Below are 26,868 nucleotides of genomic sequence, written 5' to 3'. Positions count from 1 at the left end.
AAAGACGTACTGGGATATTTAATCCTGTGCTGATGCCAGCCTTCAGTCCTCCTCCCATTTGGTTATCAGCACTGCCACTACCACGAACACGATGGCGATCACTCCGACCACCAGCAGGTTCCAGTAGGCCCCGTTCAGATTGTCGTAGGCCATGGCGTCCCGGAGACCTTGGCTCAGGTAGGTGAGGGGGAGCACCGAGGCGATGGTCTGCATATAGTCGGGCATCATCTCCATCTGGAAGAAGGTGCCGGACAGGAACATCATGGGGAAGGTGATGGCGTTAGCGGCGACGCTGGCCGTCTCCTCGTTCTTGACGAAGCGGGCGATGATCATGCCCAGGGCCGAGAACATGGCGCTGCCGGCCACGACCAGCAGTAGGGCGGCGAGGTTCAGGGTCATGCTCATCCCGAACAGCAGGATGCCGAAGACCATGATGACCGCCAAGGTGAGGAAGGAGATGAACAGGTACCAGATCATACGCGAGAGCAGCCATTCGAACGGCGTCATCGGGGTCGTCGCCAGCTTGCGGAATATGCCCGCGGCGCGGAAGCGGGAGATGGTGCCCTGCATGCTGAAGATGCAGGTGGTCATGACCGTCAGACCTATTACGCCAGGAACGAAGAAGTCCAGGTAGGTGAACCTCTTCTGGACGATGTTCTTCACCTCGACGGTGATGTACTCGTGCCCTCCGGACATCTGTATGTTGGTGGCATCGACCACCGCGGTGACGGTGTTGAACACCGTACCAGAGGTGGAAACCGTTTCGTCCATCCGCAGCTCCACCGTGGCCGTAGTGTTGGTGCTGAGATTGGCGGAGTAATTGGCCGGTATCACCATGACAAAAGCCAGGGAATTGTCTTTGATGTACTGCTCCAGGTCCGCCGAGGGATCGATGAACTTCAGCTCCACCATCCCGGTATGGTTCAGGCCGTCCAGGAGCATGGCCGAACCTGGCCCTTCGTCCAGGTTCTGCACGTATAGCCTCACTGGCTCCGACCCCAGGTTGGAAAATATCGCCCCGAAGATTATGATAAGAAGGAGGGGAAAGGCGAACACCCAGAACATGTTGCTCTTGATACGGAAGAAGGCCTTGGACTGGGCCCTGAGGTCCACCAGGACGTGCTTGAACTTCATTGCTCCACCTCCACCAGCTTGCGTCCGGTGAGCTTGAGGAAGACGTCCTCGAGAGTGCTCCCCTTGATCAGTATCTCGTCGTAGGTGACCTCGGCGGAGGAGAGCAGACCTACTAGCTTGGCCAGGCTGCCCTTGTTGTCCAGCTTGACCCACAGGTCACCGTTCTTGGCCTCCGAGGCCATGCCCGCCACCTTCACAGCCTCCTTGGCGGCCTCGTTGGCCGATCTGACCACGCAGGTGCTCCCCGCGCCGTACTGGTCGATTATCTGCCGCGGCGTGCCCATGGCTATGAAGTTGCCGTCGTTCATGATGGCCACTCGGTCCGAGAGCACCTCGGCCTCCTCCATGTAGTGGGTGGTGAGGATGACCGTCTTGTTCTGAGACTTGAGCTTACGGATCACTTCCCACACCTCCCTACGGGCCTTAGGGTCCAGGCCGGTGGTGGGTTCGTCCAGGAATATCAGCTCGGGGTCGTTGACCATGGATATGGCCACCCCCACCCTCTGTTTCAGACCGCCGGACAGGTTGAGGAACCAGACGTCCCGCTTGTCCTGCAATTGTACGGCCTCGATGAGCCCCTCCGCGTCTAGCCGCTTGTCGAATAGGTCGCCGAAGTAATCGATGTTCTCTTTGACCGTGAGGTAGTCGAAGGCGTTGAAGGACTGCGGCAGCACCCCGATGCATTTGCGTATCTCTTTCTGTTGCTTGTCGATGTCGTGCCCGAGGATGCGCACCTGGCCCGAGGTCTTGATCCTCAGGCACTCCATGATCTCCACCGAGGTGGTCTTCCCAGCGCCGTTGGGGCCCAGGATGGAGTAGACCTCGCCGGCCTTCACCTCCAGGTCGATCCCATTGACCGCCGTGAGATCCCCGTACTTCTTCACTAGCTGATTGACCTCGATGACCGTTTCCGCCATGGTCTTCCCCCGGACATTAATCGTCAGCCTTCTATTATACATTTCACGAGAATGGGTTCGCGGAGCGACGATGCCCGGGGAAACCTGTTATATGCGTTCAATGTCATTGACTGGCGATCTCATGAGGGACCGCTACGCGCGTCAGATTTCCATGGAGGGTTTCGGACAGAAGGCCCAGGACGCCTTGGCCGGCTCGTCCGTGGCCGTGGTGGGCATCGGCGGACTGGGGTCCCCAGTATGTCAATATTTAGCGGCGGCGGGGGTGGGAAAGCTCATCCTCATCGACGACCAGAAGGTCGAGGGGTCCAACCTCAACCGCCAGATATTGCACTACGAGGAGGACGCCGGACTTTCCCGCTACAAGGTGGAGTCGGCGCGGATGAAGCTGAAGGCCCTGAACTCAGAGGTTATGATAGAGGCGTTGCCCCTGAGGCTGGAGGAGGACAACGTTTACGTCCTGGAGAACGCCGACGTGGTCGTGGACTGCCTGGACAACTCCAAGGCCCGCTACGTGCTCAACAAGCATTGCCTGTTCCGCCGGGTCCCCTTGGTGCACGGGGCGGTGGAGGGCGCCGGAGGGCATGTGCTCACCATCGTGCCGGGAGGTCCCTGCCTGCGCTGCGCCTTCCCCAAGCTGACCCCGAGGTACAAACCGGTCCCGGTGCTGGGGGCGGCCGCCGGGGTGATAGGTTCCCTGCAGGCCATGGAGGTCATCAAGCTGATCGTTGGAATGGGCGACCCTCCGGACGGACGGGGGCTATTCTTCGACCTGCAGGGCAACCAGGTCAGCGAGGTGCAGTTCGTCAGGGACCCCAGCTGCCCGGACTGCGGCTCACTTTGACCATAGGTCGATCGTGACCAGATAAGTGTCCTCGACCAGCCTGGTCTCCACCTTGAGCCCGGTGCGGTAGAAGAGGTCTAGCATGCGCATGTTCTCCGACAACAGTTCGGCGGTGAAGGCCTTAATCTTGCGCTCGCGGGCGATGTCGATCATTATGCTCATGAGCAGCGTGCCGATGCGCCGGTTCTGCCAGCTGTCCCTCACGGCGAAGGATATCTCGGCAGTGTTGCTCTTCTTGTCCAGGTCGTACATGGCGAAGGCCACCATGGACCACACTCCCTCGTCGTTGTCGAAGCTGCACACGGTCATGCGCGTGTCGTAATCGATGTTGACGATGCGCTGTAGCTCGCGGTGGGGCATGCTGCGCTTCAGCCCCATGAACCGGTTATACACCGAGGCCTGGGTCAATGAGTAGAACATGTCCTTGAGCATGCCCTCGTCGGTAGGCTTGGCCGGCCGTATGTACAGCTCGTTGTCGGCCACTAGCTTGACCTGCTCGTACTGCTCCGGATATACGCCCACGTAGCCGGCGTCCAGCTGGTCCTGGTAGACGTAATGGAGCGATTTGGCGTGCATGAGCAGCTCACCGCGGAAGCGGGGGTGGGAGATGCCGATGAGGGCCAAGGCCCGGTCCATTATGCTCTTGCCCCGCAGGTCGGCCACCCCGTACTCGGTGACCACGAACTGCACGTCGCCCCTGGTGGTGGTGACCCCGCCCCCGGTGGTGAGCGTGGGGACGATGCGCGATATGGTGTGGTGCTGCGCGGTGGACGGCAGGGCGATGATGGCCTTGCCTCCCTTGGAACGGGCGGCGCCGCGCATGAAGTCGGCCTGCCCGCCGATGCCGGAGAAGAAGAGGTGGCCGATCTGGTCGGTGCACACCTGTCCGGTGAGGTCGATCTCCAGCGCGGAGTTGATGGCCATCATGTCGTCATTGCGGGAGATGATGCAGGGATCGTTGGTGTACGACGACGGGTACATCTCGAACATCTCGTTGCCGTCGATGAAGTCGTAGAGGCGCTTGGTGCCCATGCAGAACGAGGCCACCACCTTCCCGGGGTGCAGCGTCTTCTTCTTGCCGGTGATGACGCCCTTCTGCACCAGGTCGATGATGCCGTCCGAGAACATCTCGGTGTGGACCCCCAGGTCCTTCTTGTTCCTTAGATACGCCAATATGGCGTCAGGGATGGTGCCGTAGCCCACCTGGATGGTCGCTCCGTCCGGGATCAGCTCGGCCACGTTCATGCCTATGCGGGGAGCTACCCTGGAGACCTCGGTCTCCCCGATGAACTCCATCAGCGGGCCATCGTTCTCCACCAGGTAGTCTATCTCCTTTAGATGTATGCGGCTATCCCCGCCCAGGTGGGGCATGTGCGGGTTGACCTCCGCTATCACCACGTCGGCGTGCATGGCCGCGGACTTGGTGATGTCCACGGACACGCCCAGGTTACAGTAGCCGTCCTGGTCCGGGGGAGCCACTTGGATGAGTGCCACGTCCACCGGCTTGAGGCCGCTGGCGAACAACATTTCGATGTCCGACAGGTTCACCGGCGTGTAGTCCGCCTTCCCCTCGTTGACCGCGTTGCGCACATTGGGGCCGATGAAGAAGGCGTTGAGGCGGAACTGGTCCATGAACTTCTCCTCGGTGTAGAGCGTCAGCCCCAAGGAGAGCGTCTGGATGATCTCGCTGTCGATCATGGCGTAGGACTTCTCCATGAGCGCTTTCACTAAGGCTTGCGGTTCCCCGCAGGCCGTCCCCAGGAACACCGTCCTTCCGGGGCCGATCTTCAGCACCGCCTCCTCGGCGCTGAGGAGCTTGGAACGGTACAGCTTCTCCGTGGCCTTGTCCATCGAAGGAGCTAATTCACAATCACGCCATTAAATCCTTCTGCGTCGTTCCAGGGGTACGACAGAAAAGGACTTAGCGCAGTGCGCTCACTTACATTCCGATGGTATTGGGTCTTATCGCTCTGCTGCTGTTCCTCCTCTTTCTGGGGATAGGCATATTCATCATCATACTGGTGGTCGGGAGCCTGATAATGTTCCTACCGGCCACCATCGTGGCGGTCATCGTTCTGCTGCTCACCGGTTCTTGGCCCCTGGCCGGGCTGGCCTTCCTGATCGTCGCCCTGCTCATGATCCTCATCAAATGAGCAAACGCTTATCTCCGCCCTGGACCATGCTGTTCGGGGTTATGCAAAATGGAACTGTCCAGCGAGGATAGGAAGAGGATCATCAGCAAGGAAGGACGCGAGCTTGGCTTTTTGGCAGGCAGCACCGTCGACACGGTCAAGTGGACCGTGGTCAACATCTTGGTAGACGTTCCCAAGGAGCAGGCCAAGGAGCTGGGCATCAAGAAGAAGCTCTTCAAGCCGGTCATCATCAAGGTGTCCACCGACCTCATCGGAGTGGTAGGCGACGTGATACAACTGCGCCTGGACATGAAGGAGCTGGCCGAGAAGTTCTGATCCTAATCCTTTTCCGGGAGGCGCAGCCTCCCGCATTTCCAGCATTTCGCGTCGCGTGAGATGTTGACGGCATCGCACTCGCAGGTCCAAGTGCCTTTGAGCCCGTAAGAATCGCAGACGGTGCACTTGCCCTTGTGCTTCCCTTGATCGACCTCGACCATGATCTCGTTATTTTCTTGGTGCAGGAACTAAATAAGAATTGTCCTCGCCCCCCGGCAGGCATTGGGTCGGGCGGCATGTCTGCGCATCAACGGTCCACTCCCTTCCTGGACAGCACCCCTCTCTCGTAGGGATGCCTGAGGGACCTCATCTCCGTGACGTAATCGGCCAGGTCCAGAAGTTCCGCCGGGGCGCAGCGGCCGGTGAGCACAACCTCCACATTAGAAGCGCGGGCCCGCACCGCCTCCGCTACGGCGTCAGCGTCCAGCAGACCGAACTTGATGGCCACGTTCACCTCATCCAGCACGACCACGTCATGACGGCCGTCGACCATCGCCGCTCGGGCGAGCGACAGGCCTTCCACCGCCTTGTCACGGTCCTCCTGGGTGACCTCCTTGGAAAAGACCAGGCAATCCCGGCCTGAAGGGATTACGGTCAGTCCAGGCAGGCTGAGGAAGTTCTCGCCGTACGTGCCTGCGGTCTTCATGAACTGCACCACCAGGGCGGTGCGCCCATGGCCGATGGCCCGGAGGCAAAGACCGAGGGCGGCGGTGGTCTTGCCCTTGCCATCGCCGGTGTAGACGTGCACCAGGCCGTTCGAGCTCATTTTCCCAGCTTCTTCAGCAACCAGGCCATGTTCTGCCCCAGGACCTGGAGCGTGCGCACGCCTTCCTCGTCCTGAACGATATCCCCGGGCTTGAGAGCCACGCCTACGTTCCAGTAGCTGCTGCCCGGGACGATCATCTGGCTGATGAGGAATAGCTTGTTGATCTGGTCGAAGGTGTCCAAGGCTCCGGCGCGGCGGTTGATGGCGATGGCCGCCCCGACCTTCCTCCGGAACATATCGCCGTTGGCCCTAGCTACGTAGCCGAGGCGCTCCACCAAGGCCTTGGTCTGTGAGGTCATGCTGCCGAAGTAGACCGGGGAGCCGATGAGCACACCGTCCGCCGCCTTGATCTTCTGGATATATTCGTTGAGGCGGTCGTCCTCCATCACGCACCTTTCGTTCTTGTTACGACCGCAGGTCCCGCAGGCCCGGCAGGGCTTGAGCTCTTCTCGGCAGATGTCCACGAGCTCGGTCTCTAGGCCTTCCTTGCGCAGTTCCGCCAGCACCAGTTCCAATGCCTGGTGGGTGTTGCCGTTGACCCGGGGACTGCCGTTGAACGCGATGACCTTCATTTTGCGCCTCCTCCCTTTATGCCCGTCCTCCATCTAAACCTTGTCTGCGGATGGAACGTTGGAGGCGTTCGCTCATCCTTCCAGCTCCATGACCACCGATCGGAGCAGAGCGGCGGAGCTGGACTTCTCCGGGACTATCTTAACGAGGATCCCGTGCTCCTCCAGCTTCTTCTTGGTCTCTCTTCCCATGGCGGCCACGGTCATCCCTTCCAACAGCTTGGCCACGTCATCGGGTCCGCAGCGTTCGTGAAGCTGCAGGAGGAAGGCTTCTACGTGAGCGGGCGTGGGGAACACTATCACGTCCACCTCCCCATCCTCCAGCCGGTCCAGGAGCGCCTGCATCTCCTCCGACTCGTCCAGGATCAGGGAGTAGACCTGCACCTCCTCCACCTTCCAGCCGGCCGCCTCGAGCCCTTTGATCATCTGCGGCGAGCCATGGTCCGAACGCAACAACGCCAGCGTCACCCGGCGCGCCTTTACGTTCACGTGCTCGATCAGGGCCTCGGTGGTGGCCTCTGGAGCCTCGGAGGAGACCTTGAGGCCGTGGTGCGTGGCGCATAAGGTGGTCTTCTCGCCGATGGTTATGAGCTCGCTGCGGTTCACCGCCTCCCTGAACCGGTCCAGCATCTTGCGGCCGCGGGCCATGCCCACCATGGCCTCGACCGCGGTCTGGCATGTGGTCACCAGCACGTCGTACCGGCCGGAGAACAGGTCCACCATGAACAATGAGAAATCAACGTCGTCCTTGGGGGCGGCGCGCAGCGGCGACACGCAGACGAACTCCGCCAGTCGGCAGTGCTCCCGGCACAGGGGCGCCCAGACCTCCGGTGGGCCGATGATCGCCGCAAGCTTCCTCATGGCGCGGCAATGCGTAACTTGGATTATCTAGTTTCCCGGTCCTCCGCGGTTACGATTAAATATTCAGGCCACGATGGAACGGGCATGCCTATCGGCGACCCCATGGGCGACAATGAGCCATTGCATCAGAAGGGCCGGCTGACCAAGGTATGGATGGCGGCCGTCCCGGTCTCGGACATGGACGCCGCGCTGGACTTTTACATGGAAGCCCTGGGTCTGGAACTGCGTCGCCGGGACGGGAACTGGGCCGAGCTGGGCCCGTCCGAACCGTTGGGGAAGGTCGCCTTGTACGTCCCGGGGAAGGAGGAGAAACGCCAGCCAGGAGGCCCCACCGGAGTGGTCTTCTCCTGTGACAGCATGTACGATCTGCACCGGGAGCTGGTGGATCAAGGCGTGGAGTTCAAGCTCAAGCCCACGAAGCAGGAGTGGGGCGGACTGTTGGCGGTCTTCCTGGACGAGGACGGCAACGAGCTGACGGTGATGGAACACCCCGACCGTTACCGCCGATGATTCGGCAACCATTAATATGGGATAGTAACAATCGCTATGCAGGTTGATCACATGCTGGAGATAAAGAACCTGACCGTGGAGGTTGGCGGAAAGGAGATCTTACATGACCTTTCGCTGAACGTCATGACCGGTTACACGACCGTACTCTTCGGCCCCAACGGCTCAGGCAAGTCCACCTTGCTCATGACCATCATGGGCTTTTCCGGTTACAAGGTAAAGAGCGGGAGCATCTTGCTCAACGGCGAAGACATCACCCATTTGCCGGTGAACGAGAGGGCCAAGCGCGGCATCGGCATGATGATGCAGCGCCCTCCTAACCTTACCGGGGTCAGACTGAAGGACCTGATAAAGGTCACCAACAAAGGTAACCTGGACTCGAACGTCCTGGCGGAGGAGCTGGACATGACCAGGTTCCTGGAGAGGGACGTGAACGTGGGCTTCTCCGGCGGGGAGATCAAGCGCTCCGAGATATTGCAGCTTACGACCCAGAGCCCCTGCCTCATCCTGTTGGACGAGCCGGAGAGCGGAGTGGACATGGTCTCCATAGAGAAGCTGGGGGCCAAGGTGCACGATCTGTTGCTAGGACCGTCGCACTGCGCCGGATGGCGGGAGAAGAGCGGCAAGGCGGCGTTGATAATTACCCACACTGGTCAGATATTGGACTACGTGGAGGCGGACCGCGGCTACGTCATGTGCGACGGTACGGTGGCCTGTTCCGGCAATCCCCGCGAGCTGTTGGCGGAGATCCGCAAGATGGGATATAACGAATGCATCCGCTGCAAGCTCAAGCGGCCCAATGTCACGGAGAACCTCTGAGGGATTCCTATGACCACTGACCAAGAGAAGAGGGCCAAGGAAGCCCTTCATAAAGCGGCGAAGTTCGGTGAGGATATCAACCTGGAGGAGTACGAGGAAGGCAGCAAGGACCTGGCCACGTCGGATTCGTTCGAGGACCTCTCCAAGGATATCAAGCAGACCATGTTGGACACCGGTATCGTGCCCACGAAGCAAGGCCGCTCTGGCAACTTTCTGCTGATGGACAACACCGTGGTCCACTCGACCACCATGGGAGCGGGCGTAGAGCTGATGCCCCTGTCCCAGGCCCTGAAGGTGCACGATTGGCTCAAGGACTACATATGGAAGGCCGTGCCGCCGGACACCGACAAATACACCGCGGAGACGTACCTGGCGAACGCTGATGGGTACTTCATCCGGGCGCTTCCGGGTTCCAAGGTCCAGCTGCCAGTGCAGACCTGCCTCCTGCTCAAAAACCGCAATACGAAACAGTACGTGCACAATATAATCATCGCTGAGGAAGGGTCGGAGTTCGAGGTCATCACCGGCTGCGCCACCTCCAAAGCCGTGGAAAAAGGGCTCCATATGGGCATCTCCGAGTTCTTCCTGAAGAAGAACTGCAAGCTGACGTTCACCATGATCCACAACTGGTCGGAGTTCGTCGGCGTGCGCCCGCGCACCATCGTACAAATGGACGAAGGGGCGACGTATATCAACAACTATGTAGCGCTCAAACCAGTTAAATCAATCCAGATGTACCCGACGGCCAACATGAACGGGAAGAACGGTGTCTGCCGTTTCAACTCCGTCGGAGTGGCTCATCCGGGCAGCACCTTGGACCTGGGCTCGAGGGCCATACTGAACGCCTCCGGGTGCAAGGCCGAGCTCATCTCCCGCACCATAACGACCGGCGGCACGGTCATCGCCCGCGGGCAGTTGATAGGGAACGCCCCGGGCATCAAGGCCCACCTGGAGTGCAAGGGCCTGATCCTCAACGACAAGGGAGTACAGATCGCCATACCCGAGCTGGAGGCCCGGGTCCCGGACGTGGAGATGACCCATGAGGCCGCGGTCGGCAAGATCGCCCAGGACCAGGTGGAGTACCTCATGTCCCGGGGATTGAGCGAGGAGGAGGCGGTGGGCATGATCGTCCGCGGCTTCCTGGACGTGGGTATAAGGGGCATACCGGAGCACCTGAAGGCGGAGATCGACAAGACGCTGCAGGAGACCAACGTCCGGGGCATGTGATCCAAAAAAAACACTTTCCTGTCATTACTTTTTATTAACGATTGAACTGATATCGGGCCATCTGGTAAAAGTATTAACATACTTCATGGCCATTTGCCCCCGGGGAGTAAGAAGTGGGTAAGAGTTCGTTAGAGATCGAGGCGGCGGTGTACGACGCCTTGGACCGGATGAGGAGGGTGGACCGCAAGGAGATCGCCACCTTCATGATCGATCCGGTCGTCCTTTACATCCTGGGGGCGACCTCCAAGCGCTGCCTCATGGTGTCGGAGATGGTCCCGGTGGTGAACCTGCCGGCGGCCACCTGCTACAAGATAGTCTATCAGATGGAGAGCCTGGGGCTCATCGCCTGCTGCGGCTCGGGCCGCACCACCGGCCGGGGGCGGGCGGCGGTCTACACCTCGGTGATGAAGGAGTTGGTGCTGGACATGAAGAACAGCATCATGCATATCTCTATAACCTGGAAGAACGGGGTGACCGAGGAGTTCCGTCGGGACCTCCTGCCTCCGACCGAGCTTGCCGTCCGAGAGCAGGGCTTCAAGATCATCGAACCGCTCATGGCCGAGGACGAGGCGCTTTCCTTCGATTAGGAAGGTTGATTAATCGCTAAGCACCATGACCTTAGCCATGCACGTGGTCAAAAGGTCCGGGAAGGTCGAGGAGTTCGATTCCCGTAAGGCCATCAACGCCATCCTCCGCGTCGGCACCTCGCAGGCGGAGGCGGAGAAGATCCTGGAATCCATCCAGCCCCATTTGTATGACGGCATTACCACCGAGGAGCTGTACCGTAAGATCAGGGCGCAGCTCCCCCCATGCCAGGCGACACGGTTCTCCCTTAAGAAGGCCATCATGCTCCTGGGACCGGACGGTCACCCCTTCGAGACCTTCGTGGCCCGGGTGTTCCGCGAGCTAGGATACACGGTTGAGGTGCGCCAGATACTGAAGGGACGCTGCGTCACCCACGAGGTGGACCTGGTCATCTACAAGGACGGGGTCAAGGGCATGGTGGAGTGCAAGTTCCATAACACCTTGGGCACCAAGTCCACAATACAGGATGCCTTGTACACATGGGGGCGTTTCCAGGACCTCAAGGATGTCAATGGCATCACCGTCCCCTGGTTGGTGACCAACACCAAGTTCTCTAGCGAGGTAGTCTGCTACGCCAAGTGCGTGGGCATGAGGACGATCTGTTGGAAGTGCTCTGAGACCAAGGGGTTGGAGAAGCTGGTGGAGGGGATCATGATCTATCCCATAACCATACTGGACATCAAGAGGGGAGAGCAGCGGACCTTGCTGAGCCACGATTTCATCATCTGCCGGGACATCCTGGAGAGAAAGGCGGAGGTGCTGGCGCTGTTCCCCCGGGAGACCGGGGAGCGCATAATAAGGAAGACTGAGGAGTTCCGGAGATGCGTGGAGCGATGAGGTTCTGCGTGGTCCTGGGGACCAGACCGGAGATCGTAAAGATGTCTCCCATTATCCGGGAGCTGCAGCGCACCGGGGACGAGTTCGATCTGGTGCACACCGGCCAGCATTATTCTTACGACATGGACCGGGTCTTCTTCCGCGACCTGAAGCTGCCGGAGCCGACCGTTAACCTCGAGGTGGGGTCCGGAGCCCATGGGGCGCAGACCGGCAAGATGCTCATGGGCTTGGAGAAGCATTACCTGGAACATCGCCCGGACATGGTGCTGGTCCAGGGAGACACCAACACTGTCCTGGCCGGGGCCTTGGCCGCGGTCAAGCTGGACATCCCGGTGGGCCATGTGGAGGCCGGGCTGCGCTCATTCAACCGCACCATGCCCGAGGAGGTCAATCGGGTCATGACCGACCACGTGTCCACCTTGCTCTTCGCCCCCACCGCCGTCTCGGCCCAGAACCTGAGGGCCGAGGGGCTTCCGGAGGAAAGGGTCCACATCACCGGGAACACCATCGTGGACGCGGTACGCGAGAACCTCAGGCTGGCCGTGAAGAAGGACGACGCCCTTAAGGCCCTCGGACTAGGCCGGGGCAGGTTCATGTTGACCACCCTGCACCGTCAGGAGAACGTGGATTCCGCCCTGCGCATGGAGAACATCCTGAAAGGCCTGGGGGCGGTGGCCCGGGAGACGAATATGGAGATCGTCTGGCCCATGCACCCCCGCACCAAAAAGAGCCTGCAGGCCTTCGCGCTCAAGCTCCCTCCCGGAGTGCGGGAGGTGAACCCCCTGGGCTTTCTGGAGTTCCTGCAGGTGGAAGGCAGCGCCGCCCTGGCCTTGACGGATTCGGGAGGGGTGCAGGAAGAATGCTGCATCTTAGGGGTTCCCTGTGTCACCTTGCGTGACAACACCGAGCGGCCGGAAACAGTGCAGGTAGGGGCCAACATCGTGGTCGGCAGCGATCCCGAAAAGATACTTGAAGGCACCCGTAGGATGATGGGCGCGGAACGCGGCTGGCCGTGTCCCCTCGGTGAGGAAGGGGCGGGGGCCCGTATCGTGCGGATATGTCGGGAGTTCAGAAGGACGGAAGCGTAACCTTTTCTATACCTGGCGCTTTTGGCGGTCCGAGGCTAGAACATGATCGAGGCGGTGCTGGAAGTGGACATCCCTGACGGATGGGTCCATGATATATCGGCTAACTTCGATGTCCCGGTCCGCATCCTTGACTGCATACCCTTCGGGGACAAGGGCGCCCGTTCCTTCGTGGAGCTGGAGTGCGATGACCCGGAGATGCAGCAGATAGTCTCCCGGGCCATCGAGAAACATCCGGACGTGTGCAAGTGGGAGGCGTCGGTGACCGAGGACGGAAAGGTCCGCGGCGTGGCGCTGCTCACCAAATGCCGGGCCTGCAAGGCCATCCTGCGCTCCGACTGCTACCTCCGCAGCGCCAAGACCAAGGGCGGTGGGCTGGTCGAATGGCGTGTCATCGCCACCCGCGAGGAGGCCCTCGGTCAGCTCATAAAAGAGCTGGCGGACGCCGGCTGCACCACCAAGCTCCTCTCCAAGAAGAAGGTGGACGACAGCAGCTTCGTGACCAAGAGGCAGGAGCTGGCCGTGCGAAGCGCCCTGGAGAGGGGCTATTACGATTATCCCCGGAATGTAACCTTACAGGAAATGGCTAGCAGCTTCGGGGTTACCGCTTCCACCATGGGCGAGATACTGCAACGTGGGGAGCGCAACATCATCCGGGAGTACTTCCGGACCAAGATGTGAGGACGATAAAAATGGAAGATTCAGACCAGATAGAAGTCAAGACCATGGACGAAAAGGACTACCGACTAAAGAAATCCCTGGCCAAGATAAAGCATAAGATAATTGTCATGTCCGGCAAGGGTGGCGTAGGGAAGAGCACCGTGGCGGTGAACATCGCTACTGCTCTCGCTATGCGCGGTTACGAGGTCGGCATCCTCGACGCGGACATCCACGGGCCGAACATCCCCAAGATGCTGCACATCGAGGACGGGGAGGTCATGTCCGACGAGAACGGGCTGATGCCGGTGTTGGTCCCCCCGCACATGAAGGTCATGTCCATGGCCTTCCTGCTGCAGGACCGCGACACTCCGGTCGTGTGGCGCGGCCCGATCAAGATGGGCGCGCTGCGGCAGTTCATCGCCGAGGTGAAGTGGGGCAACCTGGACTTCCTGATCGTTGACCTGCCCCCGGGAACCGGGGACGAGCCGTTGACTATAGCCCAGCTTATAGAGGACGCCGATGGCGCCATCATCGTCACCACGCCGCAGGACGTAGCCTTGCTTGACTCCCGCAAAACGGTCACCTTCGCCCAGGCGCTGAAGATGCCCGTGCTGGGCGTGGTAGAGAACATGAGCGGGCTGATCTGCCCGCACTGCCACCAGAACATCGACCTGTTCAAGAGGGGCGGTGGGGAGAAGGCGGCGGCGGAGATGGGAGTGCCGTTCCTGGGACGCGTGCCTCTGGACCCTGACGTGGTGCTGGGCGGGGACGATGGGACGCCCATTGTGCTGAAGGGGGAGAACCCGGCCGCCAAGGCCTTCCACGACATGGTGGACCGGCTGCTGGACAAGGTGAACGGGGGAAGTTGAGATGGTCCGTCTCTGCGTGACCGCGGAGGGGCCGACCCTCGACGACCTGGTGGAGGAGGATTTCGGCCACGCCCATTACCTGCTCATCATCGATCCGGAGACCTGGGAGGTGGAGGTGCACGACAACCCCAAGAAGTACACCGACGTCGGCCACGGGATCATGACCGCGGAGAACGTGGGGAAGCTCAAGCCCGACGCCGTCCTCACCGGCTACGCTGGAGAGCACGGCAAGCGAAAGATGGAGAGCCTGGGCATCAAGATGATAATGGACGAGGAAGGCACTGTGCGGGACGCCGTGGAAGGATACATCCGCCGTCACATGAAGAAATGAGCAGGGCCGTTTCCACCGGCAACCTTGGTGCTTAACGGAATCAATCTTCTACGGCGGACGACGATTTTTTTCTATTATTCGATTCGTAGTTCTACGAAGGAGAATCGAGATTATTATATACTGGTCGCGGTACATTGCTATTCAATAGCACGGTCAGAAAATCGACAAGTCACGATTTTCATATATTTTGTAAGACTATTATTGATGATTATCGTAATATTACTGCAAATTTTACATTTTATTAACTTATTATCTTAGATATTCGTAGAATTTTCACATAATATTAAATATTGATCTGAAAGTAGATTCCGTCCATGGATGTCAGATCCCATCCACGCGAGGACGTTCGGCGCCATCCCGCGGGCGCCGCCCCCGGACAGTCAGAAGGACGGGGGAGGGAAGGGGAGCTTCCGCCCATCTATCAGGGCGCGAGGTCGTTTGTGAACGATCACATGGACACCGAGGTGTTCTGGTGAACCACCGCATCCTGTTGCCCACCAACGGCTCCTTGCCGGCACTGGTGGCCACGCGAACGGCGGTGCGCATCGCCAAGGACCGGGGAGCCACGCTCATAATCCTCCGGGTCATCGAGCAGGACGCATCCTTGTATATCGAGCATGTCAGCGAGGACGTCGGCACGCGCGGCGGCACCGGGGTCGACGGCGTGGCCTTCGCCCTGAGGCTGGCCGAGGAGGCCGGTCTGAAGACCGAGGTCCTGGAAAAGGAGGGAGCGGTCACCGGCGAGATCCTAAAGGCCTCCGAGGAGGCCGAGGTCAGCATGATCGTCATGGGCAGCTCCAACCCCCATGGACTATCCGGTCTGTACCTGGGGAACGTGGCCGAGGCCGTGACCAGGAAGGCCAAGGTCTCGGTGTACATCGTAAAACCCACCGAAGAGGAGATGGAGGAGGCCCTGGCGCTTACCAAGCCTGCCCTAGTGGTGGAGGAGAAGGATGCCCTGTCATTGATCATCCACTCCCGCAAGTTCATGGTGGGGCTGGTGCTGTTCAGCATCTACACCATATTCTACGCCGCGTTCACCATCCTAGGCACGTTCGGTCGGGACATCCTCAAGGAGCGCATGCTGGGCCTCAACCTCGGCATCATCATGGGATTGGTCGTGATCGTCATGGCCATCGTCATGGCCGTGACCTTCAACTACTACGCGGTGAAGGTAGAGAAGGAGGGGCAGTAGATGGCCGCCGTACTGGACAACAGCTTCAAGCCCATCGCTTTCGCCCTGTTCCTGCTCATAACCGCCGCCACCCTGACCATATCCATATACTTCTCTCGCCGAGTCAGGACCGCCGGCCATTACTACGTGGCCGGGGGAGGGGTGAAGTGGTTCGTGAACGGTATCGCGTTCGCCGGCGACTATCTCAGCGCCGCCTCCTTCCTGGGGGTGGCCGGCATGATCGCCTTCAGCGGATTCGACGGCTTCATGTACGGCATAGGGTTCCTGGCCGGCTGGATCGTCGCCCTGTTCCTGATCGCTGAACCGTTACGGGTGATGGGCAAGTACACCTTCGCCGACGCCCTGGTGCACAAGTTCAAGAGCAAGCGCGTTCGGCTTGCCGCGGCCATCTCCACCCTGGTCGTGAGCGTGTTCTACCTCATACCGCAGATGGTAGGGGCTGGCACGATCGTCCAGCCGCTGATCGGACTTCCGTACGCCTGGGGCGTGGTCATTGTAGGCGGTATAGTGATACTCATCACCGCTACCGCCGGCATGGTCTCGACCACCTGGGTGCAGTTCATCAAAGGCACGCTGCTGCTGGTCGCCGCGCTGGGCCTCGTGATAGCGGTGCTCATAATAGCGGGAATGGGTCCCCTGGAACTGATCCAGAACTTCCTGAACAATGGAGCGGCCAATCCCTCGACGGGCGTCTATCCGGCCTACTCCGGGGACGTGTTCATGTCCCCCGGGCTGAAGTTCAAGAATCCCCTGGACTACGCCTCGTTAGCGTTAGCGTTAATATTAGGGACGGCCGCGCTGCCGCACATCCTCATCCGTTACTACACCGTGCCCAAGCCGTCCGACGCCCGCAAGTCGACCGTGGTGGCCATCATCGCCATCGGGGTGTTCTACATCCTGACCCTGTTCCTGGGCCTCGGAGCGAACTACTTCGCCGGGCAGGGGAAGTTCCTGATAAATGACAGCAACCTGTCCGCGCCGACCCTGGCCAACTTCGCCGGAGGGGAGATATTCTTCGCCATCATCGCCTCGATAGCGTTCGCCACAATCCTGGGGACGGTGTCCGGGCTGATCATGGCCGCCGCCGGCGCCATAGCCCACGACCTGTACACCGAGATACTGGGCAAGAAGAGCACAGAGAAGTCGGCGCTGCGCGTCTCCAAGCTCACCGCGGTGGGCGTGGGAATCATAGCCATCGTCCTGGGCATACTGTCCGAGGGATGGAACGTGGCCTTCCTGGTGGGACTGGCGTTTGCCATTGCCGCTTCGGCCAACATCCCGGCGCTGATCTGCACCCTGTTTTGGAAAGGAGCGACGGAACGGGGCATCGTGGCCGGCATATTCGTCGGCCTGGGGCTGTCAATACTGCTGATCTTGCTCAGCCCCACGGTGATGAGCGACCCCATATTCACCCTGAACAACCCGGGCATTGTGAGCATCCCGGTGGGCTTCGCCACCACCATAGGGGTGTCGCTGCTGGACAAGAAGAAGCAGGAGGTGAAGGCACCGAACCCGGTGTGAGCTGGCGCCCCGTGAAACCTTTTCCTTCGGTTTTTTTTATGATTAGAATTAAAGGGTTTAGAGCTTCAGCCCCTCATCCCATCTCTTCTCCGGCTTTATGTCCAGCCAGGGCATCTCGAGGCGCTTGGGCGATATGCGGGTGTGGGGGTCGATGGGGTTGGGCCCCAGCGACCTGACCTTGCCCACGTAGTCGTTGATCGCCTTCACGTACCCCTCTATCTCTTCCGAATCCACGTAATCGATGCGGAAGCGGTCGGGGTCAAAGCCCATCTGGTCGAGATAGTTGTGCAGCAGGGTCATCCTCTTCCTGGTGCGCAGGTTACCAATCTCGTAGTGACAGCGGCCGGGGTGCCCGGCCAGCACCAGGACTCCGTCCGCGCCCTTGGATAGGGCCTTCAGTATCCATTCCGGGTCCACCCGGGCCGAGCACATCGTGCGCACCACGCAGAAGTGGGGGTCCATGGCCAGGCGCTTCAGTCCGGCGGTGTCCGCCGCGGTGTAGGAGCACCAATGGCAGGAGAAGACCACTACCTTGGGGAAGCCCATCTTGGTGTCCTTGAGGAAGGTCTCGATCTGGGACACCACCTGGGCGTTGGAGAAGCAGGTCTGGTCCAGGGCGGCGGTGGGGCAGGCGGCCACGCAGGCCCCGCAACCCTCGCAGGCGTTGACGTTCACGAAGGCCTTGCGCGATCCCCCGTACTCCTTGTCCGGGGACACGTGCACGGCGTTGAAGTTACATACCGATTCACAGATGCCGCAACCGGTGCAGCGCATCTTGTTGACCTGGGAGACGTTCGCTTTCTCGGTGTCCGCCTGCAGCATGAGACGGGCGTGGGACATCTTCAGCATGTCCTCGGCCTTGGCCGTGGCCGCCTCCCGGTCGTTGAAATGTATCCAGGCGCACTGCTCGCGCAGATTGCACATCTCCAGCATGCAGCCCTTGCGGTCCGCGGCCTCCAGGACCTCCTGGAACTCCTTGAGGTAGAGCTTGGGGGAACAGGCGGCGATCAGGACCCGGTCCAGATTGTGGGCTTGGACGTCCTCGGCCATCTTCTTCCTGGTCTCGGGGGAGCAGGCGAAGTTGACGCTGGAGACGTACACAACCTTCTCCAGATGGCTCGCCACTGCCTGGAGCCTCTGGGTGTCCAGGCTGTTCTCGATGTTCCCACCACAATTACAAATGTACACGCCCATCTTTTGTGAACCCTTGGCCATCGGTGAATCCTCCTCTGCGGTGCGCTCTTGGAGGTACAAAAGCCAAGGTCCATTATTATTAAGATTTCCCCGAAGGCACCATAATAATGAAGGGATTTGCGGGTCGCCCCGCCTCAATAGGTTTCGCAGCGCCTCTTGAAGCAGGAGCGGGAGTGGTCGCAGGGGGCACTTCTCCGGCGGTTCAGTACCCACGTGCTCGTAGCCTTCGGCCATGTTATAGAAGGAATATCGGTTACAGGCTTGGCTCTCGTCTACAAAGGCCTTGGCCAGGTTCTCGAATGTCATGTTCGTGGTTGCGCTCGGCCTTGAACGGTAATAATCACTGATATTTGGGTTGCACCCGGGGAAACGTTCAATTGCCGAAAGAGATATGGTGGTCGGGCAATTCAGCTTTGATAACGGGGGGAATGTGGTTGATCAAGAAGGAGGACTTCGACGGCATGGAGGTGGAAGAGCAGGCGCTCTTCATCATCGACGACTATGCCGACATCTTCCTGGATAACCTGGGACTGGGATTGAACCGGCGGCGCATCCTGAACACCATGTATGAGGCGCGCAAGCGCCTTATGCGCCAGTGGAAGTTCGCCGAGCTGGTGAAGATAATGAACTTCCTCCAGGAGACCTTCCGGCATGACGTGGAGGTGGAGCAGGGCATCTTCAACTTCCTGCGCCCCATGTCCCGGGAGGAGGCCGAGAGCGTTGCCGCCCTCAAGGCCGAACAGCACTTCGAGATGGGCAATTACCGCCTGGCGCTGGTCTACTATCAATTATTGGAGGACGAGTCCGGCGAAGGCCCCATGTCGGACAAGGTCCAGCAATGCCTGGAGCGCATTGGCAGTGAGTAGAAGACCCTTCAGGGGGCGTTCTTTCTCATATCGATGAGCCCTTCGTTGATCCCAACCATGGGCCGGTCGAGCAGGGCCTCGGCCTTGTCCACGGACAGGCACGAACGGGGCGGTCGGACGGCCAGTAGTGGCATCTCCGCGGTGCTGACCGGGAAAATGAGACCTTGATCGAGGTCGAAGGCCTCGGCCACCTTCAGGCCGATGTCGTAGCGGCTCAGGCAGTCCGGACCGCTGGTGTGATAGACGCCTACGGCGTTCTTACCAGCCAGTTCTATAATGTCCCGGGCCGCCGCCGGGGCGTAGGTGGGGGAGACGAACTGGTCGTGATAGAGGCGTATGGGCTTCCCCTCCCGGATGGAGCTGATGATCCAGGTGACGAAATTGCCCTTGGACCCCAGACGGTTCCAGCCGTAGACCACCGAGACCCGGCAAATCAGATTTTCCGGGTTGGCGTCAAGGGTCACCCTTTCCCCTTCCAGCTTGCTGCGGGCGTAAACGCTCGATGGGTCCGGGGCTTCGTGCTCGTGGTACCGTCCTTTCTTCAGGCCGTTGAAGACATAGTCGGTGGATATGTAGATCATCCTAACACCAGCGGCCTGACATTCGGCGGCGACGTTGAACGTCCCCTCCATGTTCACCGCGTAGGCCTTGGACGGCTCCCTCTCGCACTGGTCCACGTTGGTCATGGCCGCGGAGATTACCACCGCGTCCGGAGCGGTCGCTCGAAGTCCCTGGACCACCGAACCGCGGTCGGTCATGTCCATGTGGATAAGGTTTCTAGTGTCTTGGGGGACCGTCTCGTTGTAAGTGCCTGACATCTGCAGGCCTGCCTCTCTCCCTGAGGACATGAGATATTGCCCCAGGAGACCGGCGGCGCCCACGACCAACACCTTGCGCATGCCACCTATATTCCGATGCGCTAAAAAAGAGTTAGCGATGACAGATCGGATATCGGTCCGTTAGCTACAAAAAAACTCCATAGATACCATGAAAAGATTGAGAGAAGAGGTCAATGTGCGCAAGCTGAGCTTCATATATAATTATTTTTCATAATTTAATTTATTTAATATTTTTTAAATGCACAGGCCAGTTGGTCCATGGATTCTAATAGGAATTATTGTTGTGAGATAATGATTCCTGTTGGACTCTGACCAACGGTCTATATTTATATATTCTATTTCATGCCAGATGGTTCTTCGCTCCGGCGGCCGTTGTCTGGTCCAAGCGCTACGGCGCGGACCGGGTGCTGGCCTTGGGCATGGCTCTTTTCACCATCGGCATAGCTATGCTCATACTCTGGCACAGCAAGGATTGGATGATCTGGATCTCCATGGGCGTCCAGGGCATGGGCTTGGCCATGGTCTCCTTCATCAACGTTGTGGGCATGGTCGCCCCTCAGAAGGACTTCGGCGTGGTCTCGGGCATGAACTCCCTGTTCCGCATCATTGTCGGGTCCATCGGCCCGGTGATGGCCGCGGCGGTCATGTCCGGGTACACGGTGCTGGTCGTAATCAATCCGTTCTACATCGCGGAGAACACAAACGAGGAAGGCTACATCATGAGCTGGATCGTAAGTGCGGCGTTCTGCTTCGTTGGATTGATGCTATCCTTGATCATCCGCCCGGGCAAGGGCATCAGCTACGAGGACTGAGGTAAGGATTATGTTCAACATCCGCTATCCCCACCGGAGGGTAGCATGAGGATAGTATTGGTCAATGGAAGTCCCCGGCCGGAGGGGAACACCGGAACCATGCTCAAGGAACTGGCCAAGAAGGCCAGGGACCGGGGGGCAGAGGTCACCTACTACGAGCTTCTGGACAAGGAGATCCAGGATTGCGATGGATGCTACCGCTGCGACGCGGGCGGGGAGTGCGTCAAGGACGACGACATGAAGGAGGCGTACGCCCTGATCCAGAACGCCGACGTGCTGATTATTGGCTCGCCCATTTACATGGGCGTGGAGACGGGCCTAACCAAATGCTTCGTGGACCGCCTTTATTATCTTATGTCGAAGAAGAGCGAAAAGCCAGGTCGGAGGGCCGCCGCCCTGTTCACCTGCGGGCTAATCGACGGGCATGTGATCTACGGCTACATGCACAACCGTTACCACAAGCTCTTGAACATAGACCTCGGGTTCGAGGAGGTCAAGACCTTCGTGGTGCCAGGCATGAAGACCCTGGTGAACCTCAAGGACAACTTCTACGCGCAGGAGACGCTCAAGGAGCTGGAACAGTTCATCTTCCCCGATGATTGAGATGACCGAGAATATCGTTGCCTGCCAGTACTGCGGATCGCGCCGCGTGACCCCCAAGATACTGGTGGGCGGACCTATGGCCGCCCTGGACAACCAGGACGGCAGCTATGTCTGCCTGGATTGCGGGCGGGAGCTGGTGCCGCTGGGGTTCGAGGGCGAACAGGAGCGCAAGGACTTCATCGCTGGCACCGAGACGGCCGGGAAGGACTTCCTGCACATCCCCATCGTCCCGGTGGACACCTGGAGCCTGTTCAACATCCCGCTGCTGGACCTGCCGCTGGTGCAGGTGGCCCAGGTGGTGGAGCTGCGTTGGAAGGGTGAATGGGAGATGTCGCCGGGGGTCTCCTTCAACGCCTATTGGAAGGCGGTGGGGTCCAAGCGCTACGGCGCCGAGGACGTCCTGCTGATGGACCTCTCCGGGATGGAGCGCGCCCGCCCCAACTTCGAGGCCCTGAAGCAGCTGATGAAGCGCAAGTACTCCGTCTGGCTGGAGATGGGGGTGCGTGACGTGCAGGACATCTTCGACGCCTTCACCCTCGGCGCACAGAACGCGATGATCGGGAGCCTGACCTGCAGTTCCCTGAAGATGCTGGAAGAGGTCATCGAGCTGTCCGACCATAGCGTTCCCCTGCTGTATTTCGACGGGGAGGTGCGCTGGGGCTCTCAGCGCTTCCGCTTCACTTCGTTGAAGGATTCGTTGAAGCTGCTCGATGACCTGGGATTCGAAAAGGTAGCCGTGCTGGACCTGAGGCGCCTAGGCGCCGGTCAGGGCTTCGACGCGGAGCTGGCGGCGGAGGCGATAAAGAGCGAGGTGGAGATCGTCTTCGGAGGAGGCGTGCGGGAGACCGACCTGCCAGCGCTCAAGCTTCTGGGGGCGGTCGGAGGGCTTATCGACCCCTTCACCCCGGTGCTGAAGGACCTGATCATCTCCGAACGGCCGACCGAGGAGGAACGGCCGCTGCCCACGACCGTAAAACGGGAGAGCCCCCGCGGCCTGGGCACGGACGCCTGATCTGTGGATCGGATCATATCCAAGCCCTTTTATGGGGCATGGTTCCACCTATATCCTGAACAGCAGATTGATATGCCGTCAGATGACTTATCTGACCAGGTGCCGAATGGAGCTCTGGGAACTGGCCGTCGTCCTGCTGGCCGCCATCGTGCCATCGCTGATCTATCTGATATGGATCCGCAACTCGGAGCGGTACAACCGGGAGAGATGGGGGCAGGTGCTCTCCGTCTACCTCTTCGGGATGATCGTCTCCATCATCGCCGCCGTGGTGCTGGAGAGCGTGGCCATCGAGCTCATCTACTCCCCCGGCTCCATCTTCTCCGAGGGGTTCTGGTCCTTCGAAGCGTACGACCCCACCCTGGAGATCGTCCTGCTGTCGGTGGTCATCGCCCCCCTGGTGGAAGAATGGACCAAGGGATGGGGCGTCATCGCCATCCGGCACCGCATCCGCGAACCGGAGGACGGATTCATCTACGGGGCGGCGGTGGGACTGGGCTTCGCGGCCATGGAGAACGTGTTCTACAACAGCAGCGCCTTGCTGAGCGGCTTCGATGTATTTCTGGCGACCGCGTTGACCAGGGCGGTGGCGTCCACCTTGCTGCACGCCTCGGCCTCGGCCGTGCTGGGCTACGGCATCGCCCGCAAGTATCTGTTGGGCGCAAGGCACATCGATGCCAGCTGGCTCCCGTACTACTTGGCCGCGGTGCTGCTGCACGCCCTGTTCAACGGCTTCGCCGTGGCCGGAGAGGTCTGGGACCACGAGGCGGTGCCCTTTATCGGGCTGGCGGCGGCCTCGGTGCTGGTCATCGGCATGTTCCTGTGGCTGCGGCGCAGCGTGCGCTCTATGGATCAGCAGTGAGCGCCCGCACCAGCTCTTGCCCGAGGGAGCGGGCGGAGGAGAGCGCCTCGGGACGTTCCGCCGCCGAGCCTTTCTTACTTAGTCCAGGGACGGTGAGTATGCTCACCGGCCGGACGCCGATGCCGATCATGAACGCCCTCAGCTCCGACACGGCGTTCTCGAACTTGGCCTGAGGCTGGGCGGCCGACAGTATGATGGCCCCGACTCCGGGCTTTCGGGGGACCTTCAGCACCGTCCGGCGGGCCCAGAGGGCCTGGCAGCGGTCCACTGCCGTCTTGGTCTGGGCGCTCATGCCGGAGAAGTAGATGGGGCTGGCGACGATGACCGCGTCCGCCGCCTCTAAGGTGTCGTACAGGCGGCACATCTCGTCTAGGACGATGCACTCCCCGTCGGTGAAGCATTCCTCGCAGGCCTCGCAGGACGATATCTCCATGAAGGCCAAATTGAACTGGAGGGTGTTGGCGCCGGCCTCCTCCGCTCCCTTGAGCGCCTCGCTTAAAAGCGTCTCGGAGTTGCCGTGGCGGCGCGGCGAGCCGTTCAGGCCCAGCACCAACAGGCTCATTTCTCCAGCGACTCCCTGATGCGATCCGGCAGGCTGCGGAAGTAGCCGAAGCCCTTGATCACGTAGTCGGAGGCCTCGGACCTAATGGCCTGATAGCTGAGGTCCGGATCGTCCAACGCGCTCACGAAAAGGATGCTGGCGTTGGGCTGGAACTCGCGTATGCGGGGCAGCAGGTCCATGCCGTTGGTGTCCGGAAGAAGGTAATCCAGAAGGATCACGTCGTAAGGCATCTTCTTGATGTATGCCAAGGCCTCGGCGCCGTTGCGGGCCACCGACACCTCGAACTCGTCCGATGGCAAGTGCTCCCGGCATAGGTCGACGTGGTCGGAATTGTCCTCGATCATGAGCACAGACAGCTTTACCTTACCACCCATCGGAATCCTCGTACGCTTATTATTCCCTACAATAAATAGGTTATTCAGCTTTTAGCAACATGATAACGAAGACCGAGCCCTTGGTTGGATCTCCGTTTATACGGTCCTCCACCCAAACCCGGCCCTGATATCGGTCGATCAGCGCCTTCACCACCGACAGCCCAAGGCCGTGCCCCTCCGCGGCCATACTGGTGTCCAGGTTCTCGAAGCGCTGGAACAGGAGCGGCTTGCGCTCGTCGGGGATGCCCTTCCCCTGGTCGCGCACCTCCACCCGCCAGTAGTTGACCTCGCCGATCTTGTCCGGACGGACGCACACGTCCACCTTCTTCTGCTCTCCGAACTTCTGGGAATTGTTTATGACGTTGAAGAAGACGTCCTTGACCAGGCTGTCGGCCCAGACCATGGCCTGACCCTCGGGATAGATCAGCTCGAGGGGTATGTCCGAGTAGAGGGAGGACGACTTAATCTCCTTGACGATGTCGTGCAGCAGCGGCAGGATGTCCACCGGGCCCAGCTCCACGGCGCTCTCCGATTCCATGATGTTCCACAGCTTGCGAACGTCGGTGATCAGGTTGGAGATGTTCTGCGATTGGACCAGCGAGCTCTTCACGTAGCGCCGCTGCCTCTCGTCCAGCTTGGGGTCCTTTATCAGCATCTCCAGGAAGCCGTGTATGGGGACGTTGTAATTGGCCACGTCGTGGGTCAGCAGTATGTTGTACATCTTCTGCATGGACACCTTGGACTTTATGTCCATGAAGCTCCCGGAGTTCTTCAGGGCCATGGCCGCGTGCACGGAGAAGAGCTCGATGAGGTTGTACTCCTCCTGGGTGAACGGCTTTCCCGGCACCTTTTCCAACGTCATCACGCCCAGCATCTCATCGCCTATCTTCAGAGGGACGCTGATGAGCGAGGACGGCTCCTCCGGGGTCCCGTCCACCTGCTTGGCCCTCTCGTCCAGGTCGGCTCTCTCCACCAGGGTGCCCTTGCCGGTGCTGGCCACCATGCCGGTGATGCCCTCGCCGACCTTCACGATCAGGGCCTTGGGGTCCACCTCGTACCGTACCATGTACCTAAGGGGGGTAAGCTGGGTTCCACCGTGATCGAATCCGAAGATTATGCAGTTGTCGTACTGCACCAGCTCTTTGGCCTTCGTCAGAATGATGTCCAGCACCTCCTTGTAGTCCAGGGTGCTGGAGACCAGGCGGGAGATCTCGAACATGGTCTGGAACTCCGCCCCTATCCGGATATAGTGCTGGTTGAGCAGTGAATAGAAGTAGATCATGGTGATCTGGTTGGAGAAGACCTGCAGCGTGAGCTTCCTGGTCTCCAGGTTCTCCACCGGTTCCTTCTTGCCGAACAGTCCGGCGCCCACGAAGTCCCCGCGGAACCTCAGGGGCAGGCAGACCAGCGATTGGAACCCGATGGAATTGGCGTTGAAGTTGGCATCCTGGTTCAGGGCGGAGACGGTGCAGTTCTCGCCCTTGGCCATGTGGACCGCCAGCGTGGAATCGCCCACCTGGGTCTCGAACAGCTCCCGAGCCTTCTTGAAATCGATGCCCGAGCAGAACAGCTGCGGTCGGCCGTCCCAGCCCAGAAGTCGCAGCACGGCGAAGTCCAGCCCCTCGCGCTGCAGCAGGTTGTCCAGCTCGCCCTGCAGCACCTCGTTGGGGTTCTCCTTGGAGATGAGCTGGGTGGAGGTCTCGGCCAGGAACATCAGGGACTCCGCCCCGGAACCATCCGCTCCGCGGCGCAGCAAGGGCATGCTGGCCACGGCCAGGACCAGGTCCTTTCCCTCGGACTGGAAGGGATGCAGGGACCAAGTGAGCTTGGCCGGCCGGCCCTGCACCCGCATGGGCAGGGTGATGAAGGAGGGCAGCTCCGGTTGGACCAGGGCCTTGACCAGCTTCCTGCGGTCCTCCTCCTCGCCGTGCAGGATGAAGGAGAGGTCCTGACCTTCCAGGATGTCGCGGTCGACCTCCAGGAAGCGCTGGAACGGGGTGTTGCTCTGACGGATGTCCCCCTCGCGGGAGTACATCATCACTAAAAGGTCGTGGTCCTGGAGCACTTCCATCACCATGTCCAGGGTGAGTTCGCGCCGATCGTCGCCCATGAGGAAGCCCACCAGGCTCACGCCCACGATCTCCTCCCTCTCCTTGACCGGGGTCATGGATATGGAGAACTGGGACTGGCCGAGCGTCATGGTCAGCCGCTCCCGGGTGCTGCGCCCGCTCAGGCACTCCTGCAGCGCCGCCTCCACTTCTCCGGAACATCCATTCTCCAGTAGGGAGACCAAGGGGTTGCCTACCAGGCGGGACTCGTCGGTGGCCAGCAATGATTCTACGGTGCGATTGTAATACTTGAGCCGCCCAAAGCGGTCCAGGGTGCATATCAGCGTCTGTCCGACGTTCCCTGCCATGGCAGCCTTCCCTTCACCCGGACTCATTTTAATTCATGCACCCCTATGCATCCCATGAGATTATCCGTAGTCGATTAATTAATCCTTGCCTATTAAGGTCGTTTAGGCGGAACCGGGAGCGCGGCGAAGGCCGCCGCCA

Annotated in this window: 32 protein-coding genes; 20 read left to right on the top strand and 12 right to left on the bottom strand. The window is 60.1% G+C overall.

Annotation, left to right across the window (positions count from 1 at the left end; all coding sequences use genetic code 11):
* Positions 1–42 precede the first annotated feature (42 nt).
* Both NT131_07440 and NT131_07435 read right to left on the bottom strand, forming a co-directional pair.
* Complete coding sequence (locus NT131_07440) at positions 43–1,134, bottom strand: ABC transporter permease (protein ID MCX6651470.1); 1,092 nt, start codon at positions 1,132–1,134, stop codon at positions 43–45.
* The gene (locus NT131_07435; GenBank protein ID MCX6651469.1) at positions 1,131–2,051 is read right to left on the bottom strand and encodes an ABC transporter ATP-binding protein; all 921 of its coding nucleotides are present in this window, start codon (positions 2,049–2,051) and stop codon (positions 1,131–1,133) included. Before NT131_07435 ends, NT131_07440 begins: the two co-directional genes overlap by 4 nt.
* A 121-nt stretch (positions 2,052–2,172) precedes the next feature.
* On the opposite strand from NT131_07435, the gene NT131_07430 reads away from it, so the two are divergent.
* Entirely contained in the window at positions 2,173–2,892 is a 720-nt protein-coding gene (locus NT131_07430) for a HesA/MoeB/ThiF family protein (GenBank protein ID MCX6651468.1), read from the top strand.
* Here the strand turns inward: NT131_07430 and NT131_07425 are convergent.
* Entirely contained in the window at positions 2,884–4,743 is a 1,860-nt protein-coding gene (locus tag NT131_07425) for a GNAT family N-acetyltransferase (protein MCX6651467.1), read from the bottom strand. The genes NT131_07430 and NT131_07425 overlap by 9 nt on opposite strands.
* Positions 4,744–4,841: 98 nt before the next feature.
* Here NT131_07425 and NT131_07420 point away from each other — a divergent pair, with 98 nt between their 5' ends.
* Positions 4,842–5,045 carry a hypothetical protein gene (locus NT131_07420; protein MCX6651466.1) on the top strand — a complete coding sequence of 68 codons (204 nt, stop codon included), beginning with the start codon at positions 4,842–4,844 and terminating at the stop codon, positions 5,043–5,045.
* 48 nt (positions 5,046–5,093) lie between these two features.
* Positions 5,094–5,360, top strand: coding sequence for a hypothetical protein (locus NT131_07415; GenBank protein MCX6651465.1), 267 nt, complete (start codon positions 5,094–5,096; stop codon positions 5,358–5,360).
* Between the two features lie 2 nt (positions 5,361–5,362).
* On the opposite strand, the gene NT131_07410 is transcribed toward NT131_07415, so the two are convergent.
* The 4 genes from NT131_07410 to NT131_07395 form a co-directional block, all read right to left on the bottom strand.
* On the bottom strand, positions 5,363–5,521 hold the full coding sequence (locus NT131_07410) for a hypothetical protein (protein MCX6651464.1): 159 nt from the start codon (positions 5,519–5,521) through the stop codon (positions 5,363–5,365).
* Between the two features lie 86 nt (positions 5,522–5,607).
* Complete coding sequence (gene cobO / locus NT131_07405) at positions 5,608–6,126, bottom strand: cob(I)yrinic acid a,c-diamide adenosyltransferase (protein ID MCX6651463.1); 519 nt, start codon at positions 6,124–6,126, stop codon at positions 5,608–5,610.
* Positions 6,123–6,698, bottom strand: coding sequence for a flavodoxin family protein (locus NT131_07400; GenBank protein MCX6651462.1), 576 nt, complete (start codon positions 6,696–6,698; stop codon positions 6,123–6,125). The genes cobO and NT131_07400 overlap by 4 nt, the downstream gene beginning before the upstream one ends.
* Before the next feature lie 72 nt (positions 6,699–6,770).
* Positions 6,771–7,556, bottom strand: a complete 786-nt coding sequence (locus NT131_07395; GenBank protein ID MCX6651461.1) for a uroporphyrinogen-III synthase — start codon at positions 7,554–7,556, stop codon at positions 6,771–6,773.
* A gap of 84 nt (positions 7,557–7,640) precedes the next feature.
* Between NT131_07395 and NT131_07390 the strand changes: the two genes are divergently transcribed.
* From NT131_07390 to NT131_07335, 12 genes are all read left to right on the top strand, one after another.
* The gene (locus NT131_07390) at positions 7,641–8,066 is read left to right on the top strand and encodes a VOC family protein (GenBank protein MCX6651460.1); all 426 of its coding nucleotides are present in this window, start codon (positions 7,641–7,643) and stop codon (positions 8,064–8,066) included.
* Between the two features lie 51 nt (positions 8,067–8,117).
* Positions 8,118–8,882, top strand: a complete 765-nt coding sequence (locus NT131_07385; GenBank protein ID MCX6651459.1) for an ABC transporter ATP-binding protein — start codon at positions 8,118–8,120, stop codon at positions 8,880–8,882.
* Positions 8,883–8,891: 9 nt separating this feature from the next.
* Positions 8,892–10,109, top strand: coding sequence for a SufD family Fe-S cluster assembly protein (locus NT131_07380; GenBank protein MCX6651458.1), 1,218 nt, complete (start codon positions 8,892–8,894; stop codon positions 10,107–10,109).
* Between the two features lie 113 nt (positions 10,110–10,222).
* Positions 10,223–10,696, top strand: coding sequence for a hypothetical protein (locus tag NT131_07375; protein MCX6651457.1), 474 nt, complete (start codon positions 10,223–10,225; stop codon positions 10,694–10,696).
* A gap of 25 nt (positions 10,697–10,721) precedes the next feature.
* Positions 10,722–11,531: an ATP cone domain-containing protein gene (locus NT131_07370; GenBank protein MCX6651456.1), complete on the top strand. Its 810-nt coding sequence runs from the start codon at positions 10,722–10,724 to the stop codon at positions 11,529–11,531.
* Positions 11,516–12,619 carry a UDP-N-acetylglucosamine 2-epimerase (non-hydrolyzing) gene (gene wecB / locus NT131_07365; GenBank protein ID MCX6651455.1) on the top strand — a complete coding sequence of 368 codons (1,104 nt, stop codon included), beginning with the start codon at positions 11,516–11,518 and terminating at the stop codon, positions 12,617–12,619. Before NT131_07370 ends, wecB begins: the two co-directional genes overlap by 16 nt.
* A 42-nt stretch (positions 12,620–12,661) precedes the next feature.
* On the top strand, positions 12,662–13,297 hold the full coding sequence (locus tag NT131_07360; protein ID MCX6651454.1) for a helix-turn-helix domain-containing protein: 636 nt from the start codon (positions 12,662–12,664) through the stop codon (positions 13,295–13,297).
* Positions 13,298–13,308: 11 nt separating this feature from the next.
* Positions 13,309–14,145: an Mrp/NBP35 family ATP-binding protein gene (locus tag NT131_07355; protein ID MCX6651453.1), complete on the top strand. Its 837-nt coding sequence runs from the start codon at positions 13,309–13,311 to the stop codon at positions 14,143–14,145.
* Between the two features lies 1 nt (position 14,146).
* Positions 14,147–14,476 carry a hypothetical protein gene (locus tag NT131_07350; GenBank protein MCX6651452.1) on the top strand — a complete coding sequence of 110 codons (330 nt, stop codon included), beginning with the start codon at positions 14,147–14,149 and terminating at the stop codon, positions 14,474–14,476.
* A 314-nt stretch (positions 14,477–14,790) separates the two neighbouring features.
* On the top strand, positions 14,791–14,952 hold the full coding sequence (locus tag NT131_07345) for a hypothetical protein (protein ID MCX6651451.1): 162 nt from the start codon (positions 14,791–14,793) through the stop codon (positions 14,950–14,952).
* Positions 14,949–15,671 (top strand): universal stress protein, encoded by a 723-nt coding sequence (locus NT131_07340; GenBank protein ID MCX6651450.1) that lies wholly within the window; start codon positions 14,949–14,951, stop codon positions 15,669–15,671. Before NT131_07345 ends, NT131_07340 begins: the two co-directional genes overlap by 4 nt.
* Positions 15,672–17,192 carry a cation acetate symporter gene (locus tag NT131_07335; GenBank protein ID MCX6651449.1) on the top strand — a complete coding sequence of 507 codons (1,521 nt, stop codon included), beginning with the start codon at positions 15,672–15,674 and terminating at the stop codon, positions 17,190–17,192.
* Positions 17,193–17,249: 57 nt separating this feature from the next.
* Here NT131_07335 and NT131_07330 read toward each other — a convergent pair whose 3' ends face one another.
* Positions 17,250–18,692, bottom strand: coding sequence for a hydrogenase iron-sulfur subunit (locus NT131_07330; GenBank protein ID MCX6651448.1), 1,443 nt, complete (start codon positions 18,690–18,692; stop codon positions 17,250–17,252).
* A 128-nt stretch (positions 18,693–18,820) separates the two neighbouring features.
* Here NT131_07330 and NT131_07325 point away from each other — a divergent pair, with 128 nt between their 5' ends.
* Positions 18,821–19,252 carry a hypothetical protein gene (locus tag NT131_07325; protein ID MCX6651447.1) on the top strand — a complete coding sequence of 144 codons (432 nt, stop codon included), beginning with the start codon at positions 18,821–18,823 and terminating at the stop codon, positions 19,250–19,252.
* A gap of 8 nt (positions 19,253–19,260) precedes the next feature.
* On the opposite strand, the gene rfbD is transcribed toward NT131_07325, so the two are convergent.
* Positions 19,261–20,151 (bottom strand): dTDP-4-dehydrorhamnose reductase, encoded by an 891-nt coding sequence (gene rfbD / locus NT131_07320; protein MCX6651446.1) that lies wholly within the window; start codon positions 20,149–20,151, stop codon positions 19,261–19,263.
* Positions 20,152–20,504: 353 nt separating this feature from the next.
* On the opposite strand from rfbD, the gene NT131_07315 reads away from it, so the two are divergent.
* From NT131_07315 to NT131_07300, 4 genes are all read left to right on the top strand, one after another.
* A complete protein-coding gene (locus NT131_07315) occupies positions 20,505–20,903 on the top strand; it encodes a hypothetical protein (protein ID MCX6651445.1) in 399 nt (132 codons plus the stop codon).
* A 45-nt stretch (positions 20,904–20,948) separates the two neighbouring features.
* Positions 20,949–21,506 (top strand): flavodoxin family protein, encoded by a 558-nt coding sequence (locus NT131_07310; protein MCX6651444.1) that lies wholly within the window; start codon positions 20,949–20,951, stop codon positions 21,504–21,506.
* Between the two features lies 1 nt (position 21,507).
* The gene (locus tag NT131_07305; protein MCX6651443.1) at positions 21,508–22,518 is read left to right on the top strand and encodes a HisA/HisF-related TIM barrel protein; all 1,011 of its coding nucleotides are present in this window, start codon (positions 21,508–21,510) and stop codon (positions 22,516–22,518) included.
* 106 nt (positions 22,519–22,624) lie between these two features.
* Positions 22,625–23,377 carry a PrsW family intramembrane metalloprotease gene (locus NT131_07300; GenBank protein ID MCX6651442.1) on the top strand — a complete coding sequence of 251 codons (753 nt, stop codon included), beginning with the start codon at positions 22,625–22,627 and terminating at the stop codon, positions 23,375–23,377.
* Here the strand turns inward: NT131_07300 and NT131_07295 are convergent.
* Genes NT131_07295 through NT131_07285 form a run of 3 tightly spaced genes read right to left on the bottom strand, consistent with a single transcriptional unit; the run spans position 23,361 to position 26,729 of the window.
* Complete coding sequence (locus tag NT131_07295; protein MCX6651441.1) at positions 23,361–23,939, bottom strand: flavodoxin family protein; 579 nt, start codon at positions 23,937–23,939, stop codon at positions 23,361–23,363. The two genes, NT131_07300 and NT131_07295, sit on opposite strands and share 17 nt — an antisense overlap.
* The gene (locus tag NT131_07290) at positions 23,936–24,313 is read right to left on the bottom strand and encodes a response regulator (GenBank protein ID MCX6651440.1); all 378 of its coding nucleotides are present in this window, start codon (positions 24,311–24,313) and stop codon (positions 23,936–23,938) included. The genes NT131_07295 and NT131_07290 overlap by 4 nt, the downstream gene beginning before the upstream one ends.
* Before the next feature lie 40 nt (positions 24,314–24,353).
* Positions 24,354–26,729: a GAF domain-containing protein gene (locus NT131_07285; protein MCX6651439.1), complete on the bottom strand. Its 2,376-nt coding sequence runs from the start codon at positions 26,727–26,729 to the stop codon at positions 24,354–24,356.
* Between the last annotated feature and the right edge of the window lie 139 nt (positions 26,730–26,868).

Source organism: Methanomassiliicoccales archaeon, assembly GCA_026394395.1.
Classification (GTDB): domain Archaea; phylum Thermoplasmatota; class Thermoplasmata; order Methanomassiliicoccales; family UBA472; genus UBA472.
The sequence above is the reverse complement of the archived record's forward strand: the minus strand, read 5'-3'. Positions and strand labels throughout refer to the sequence as shown.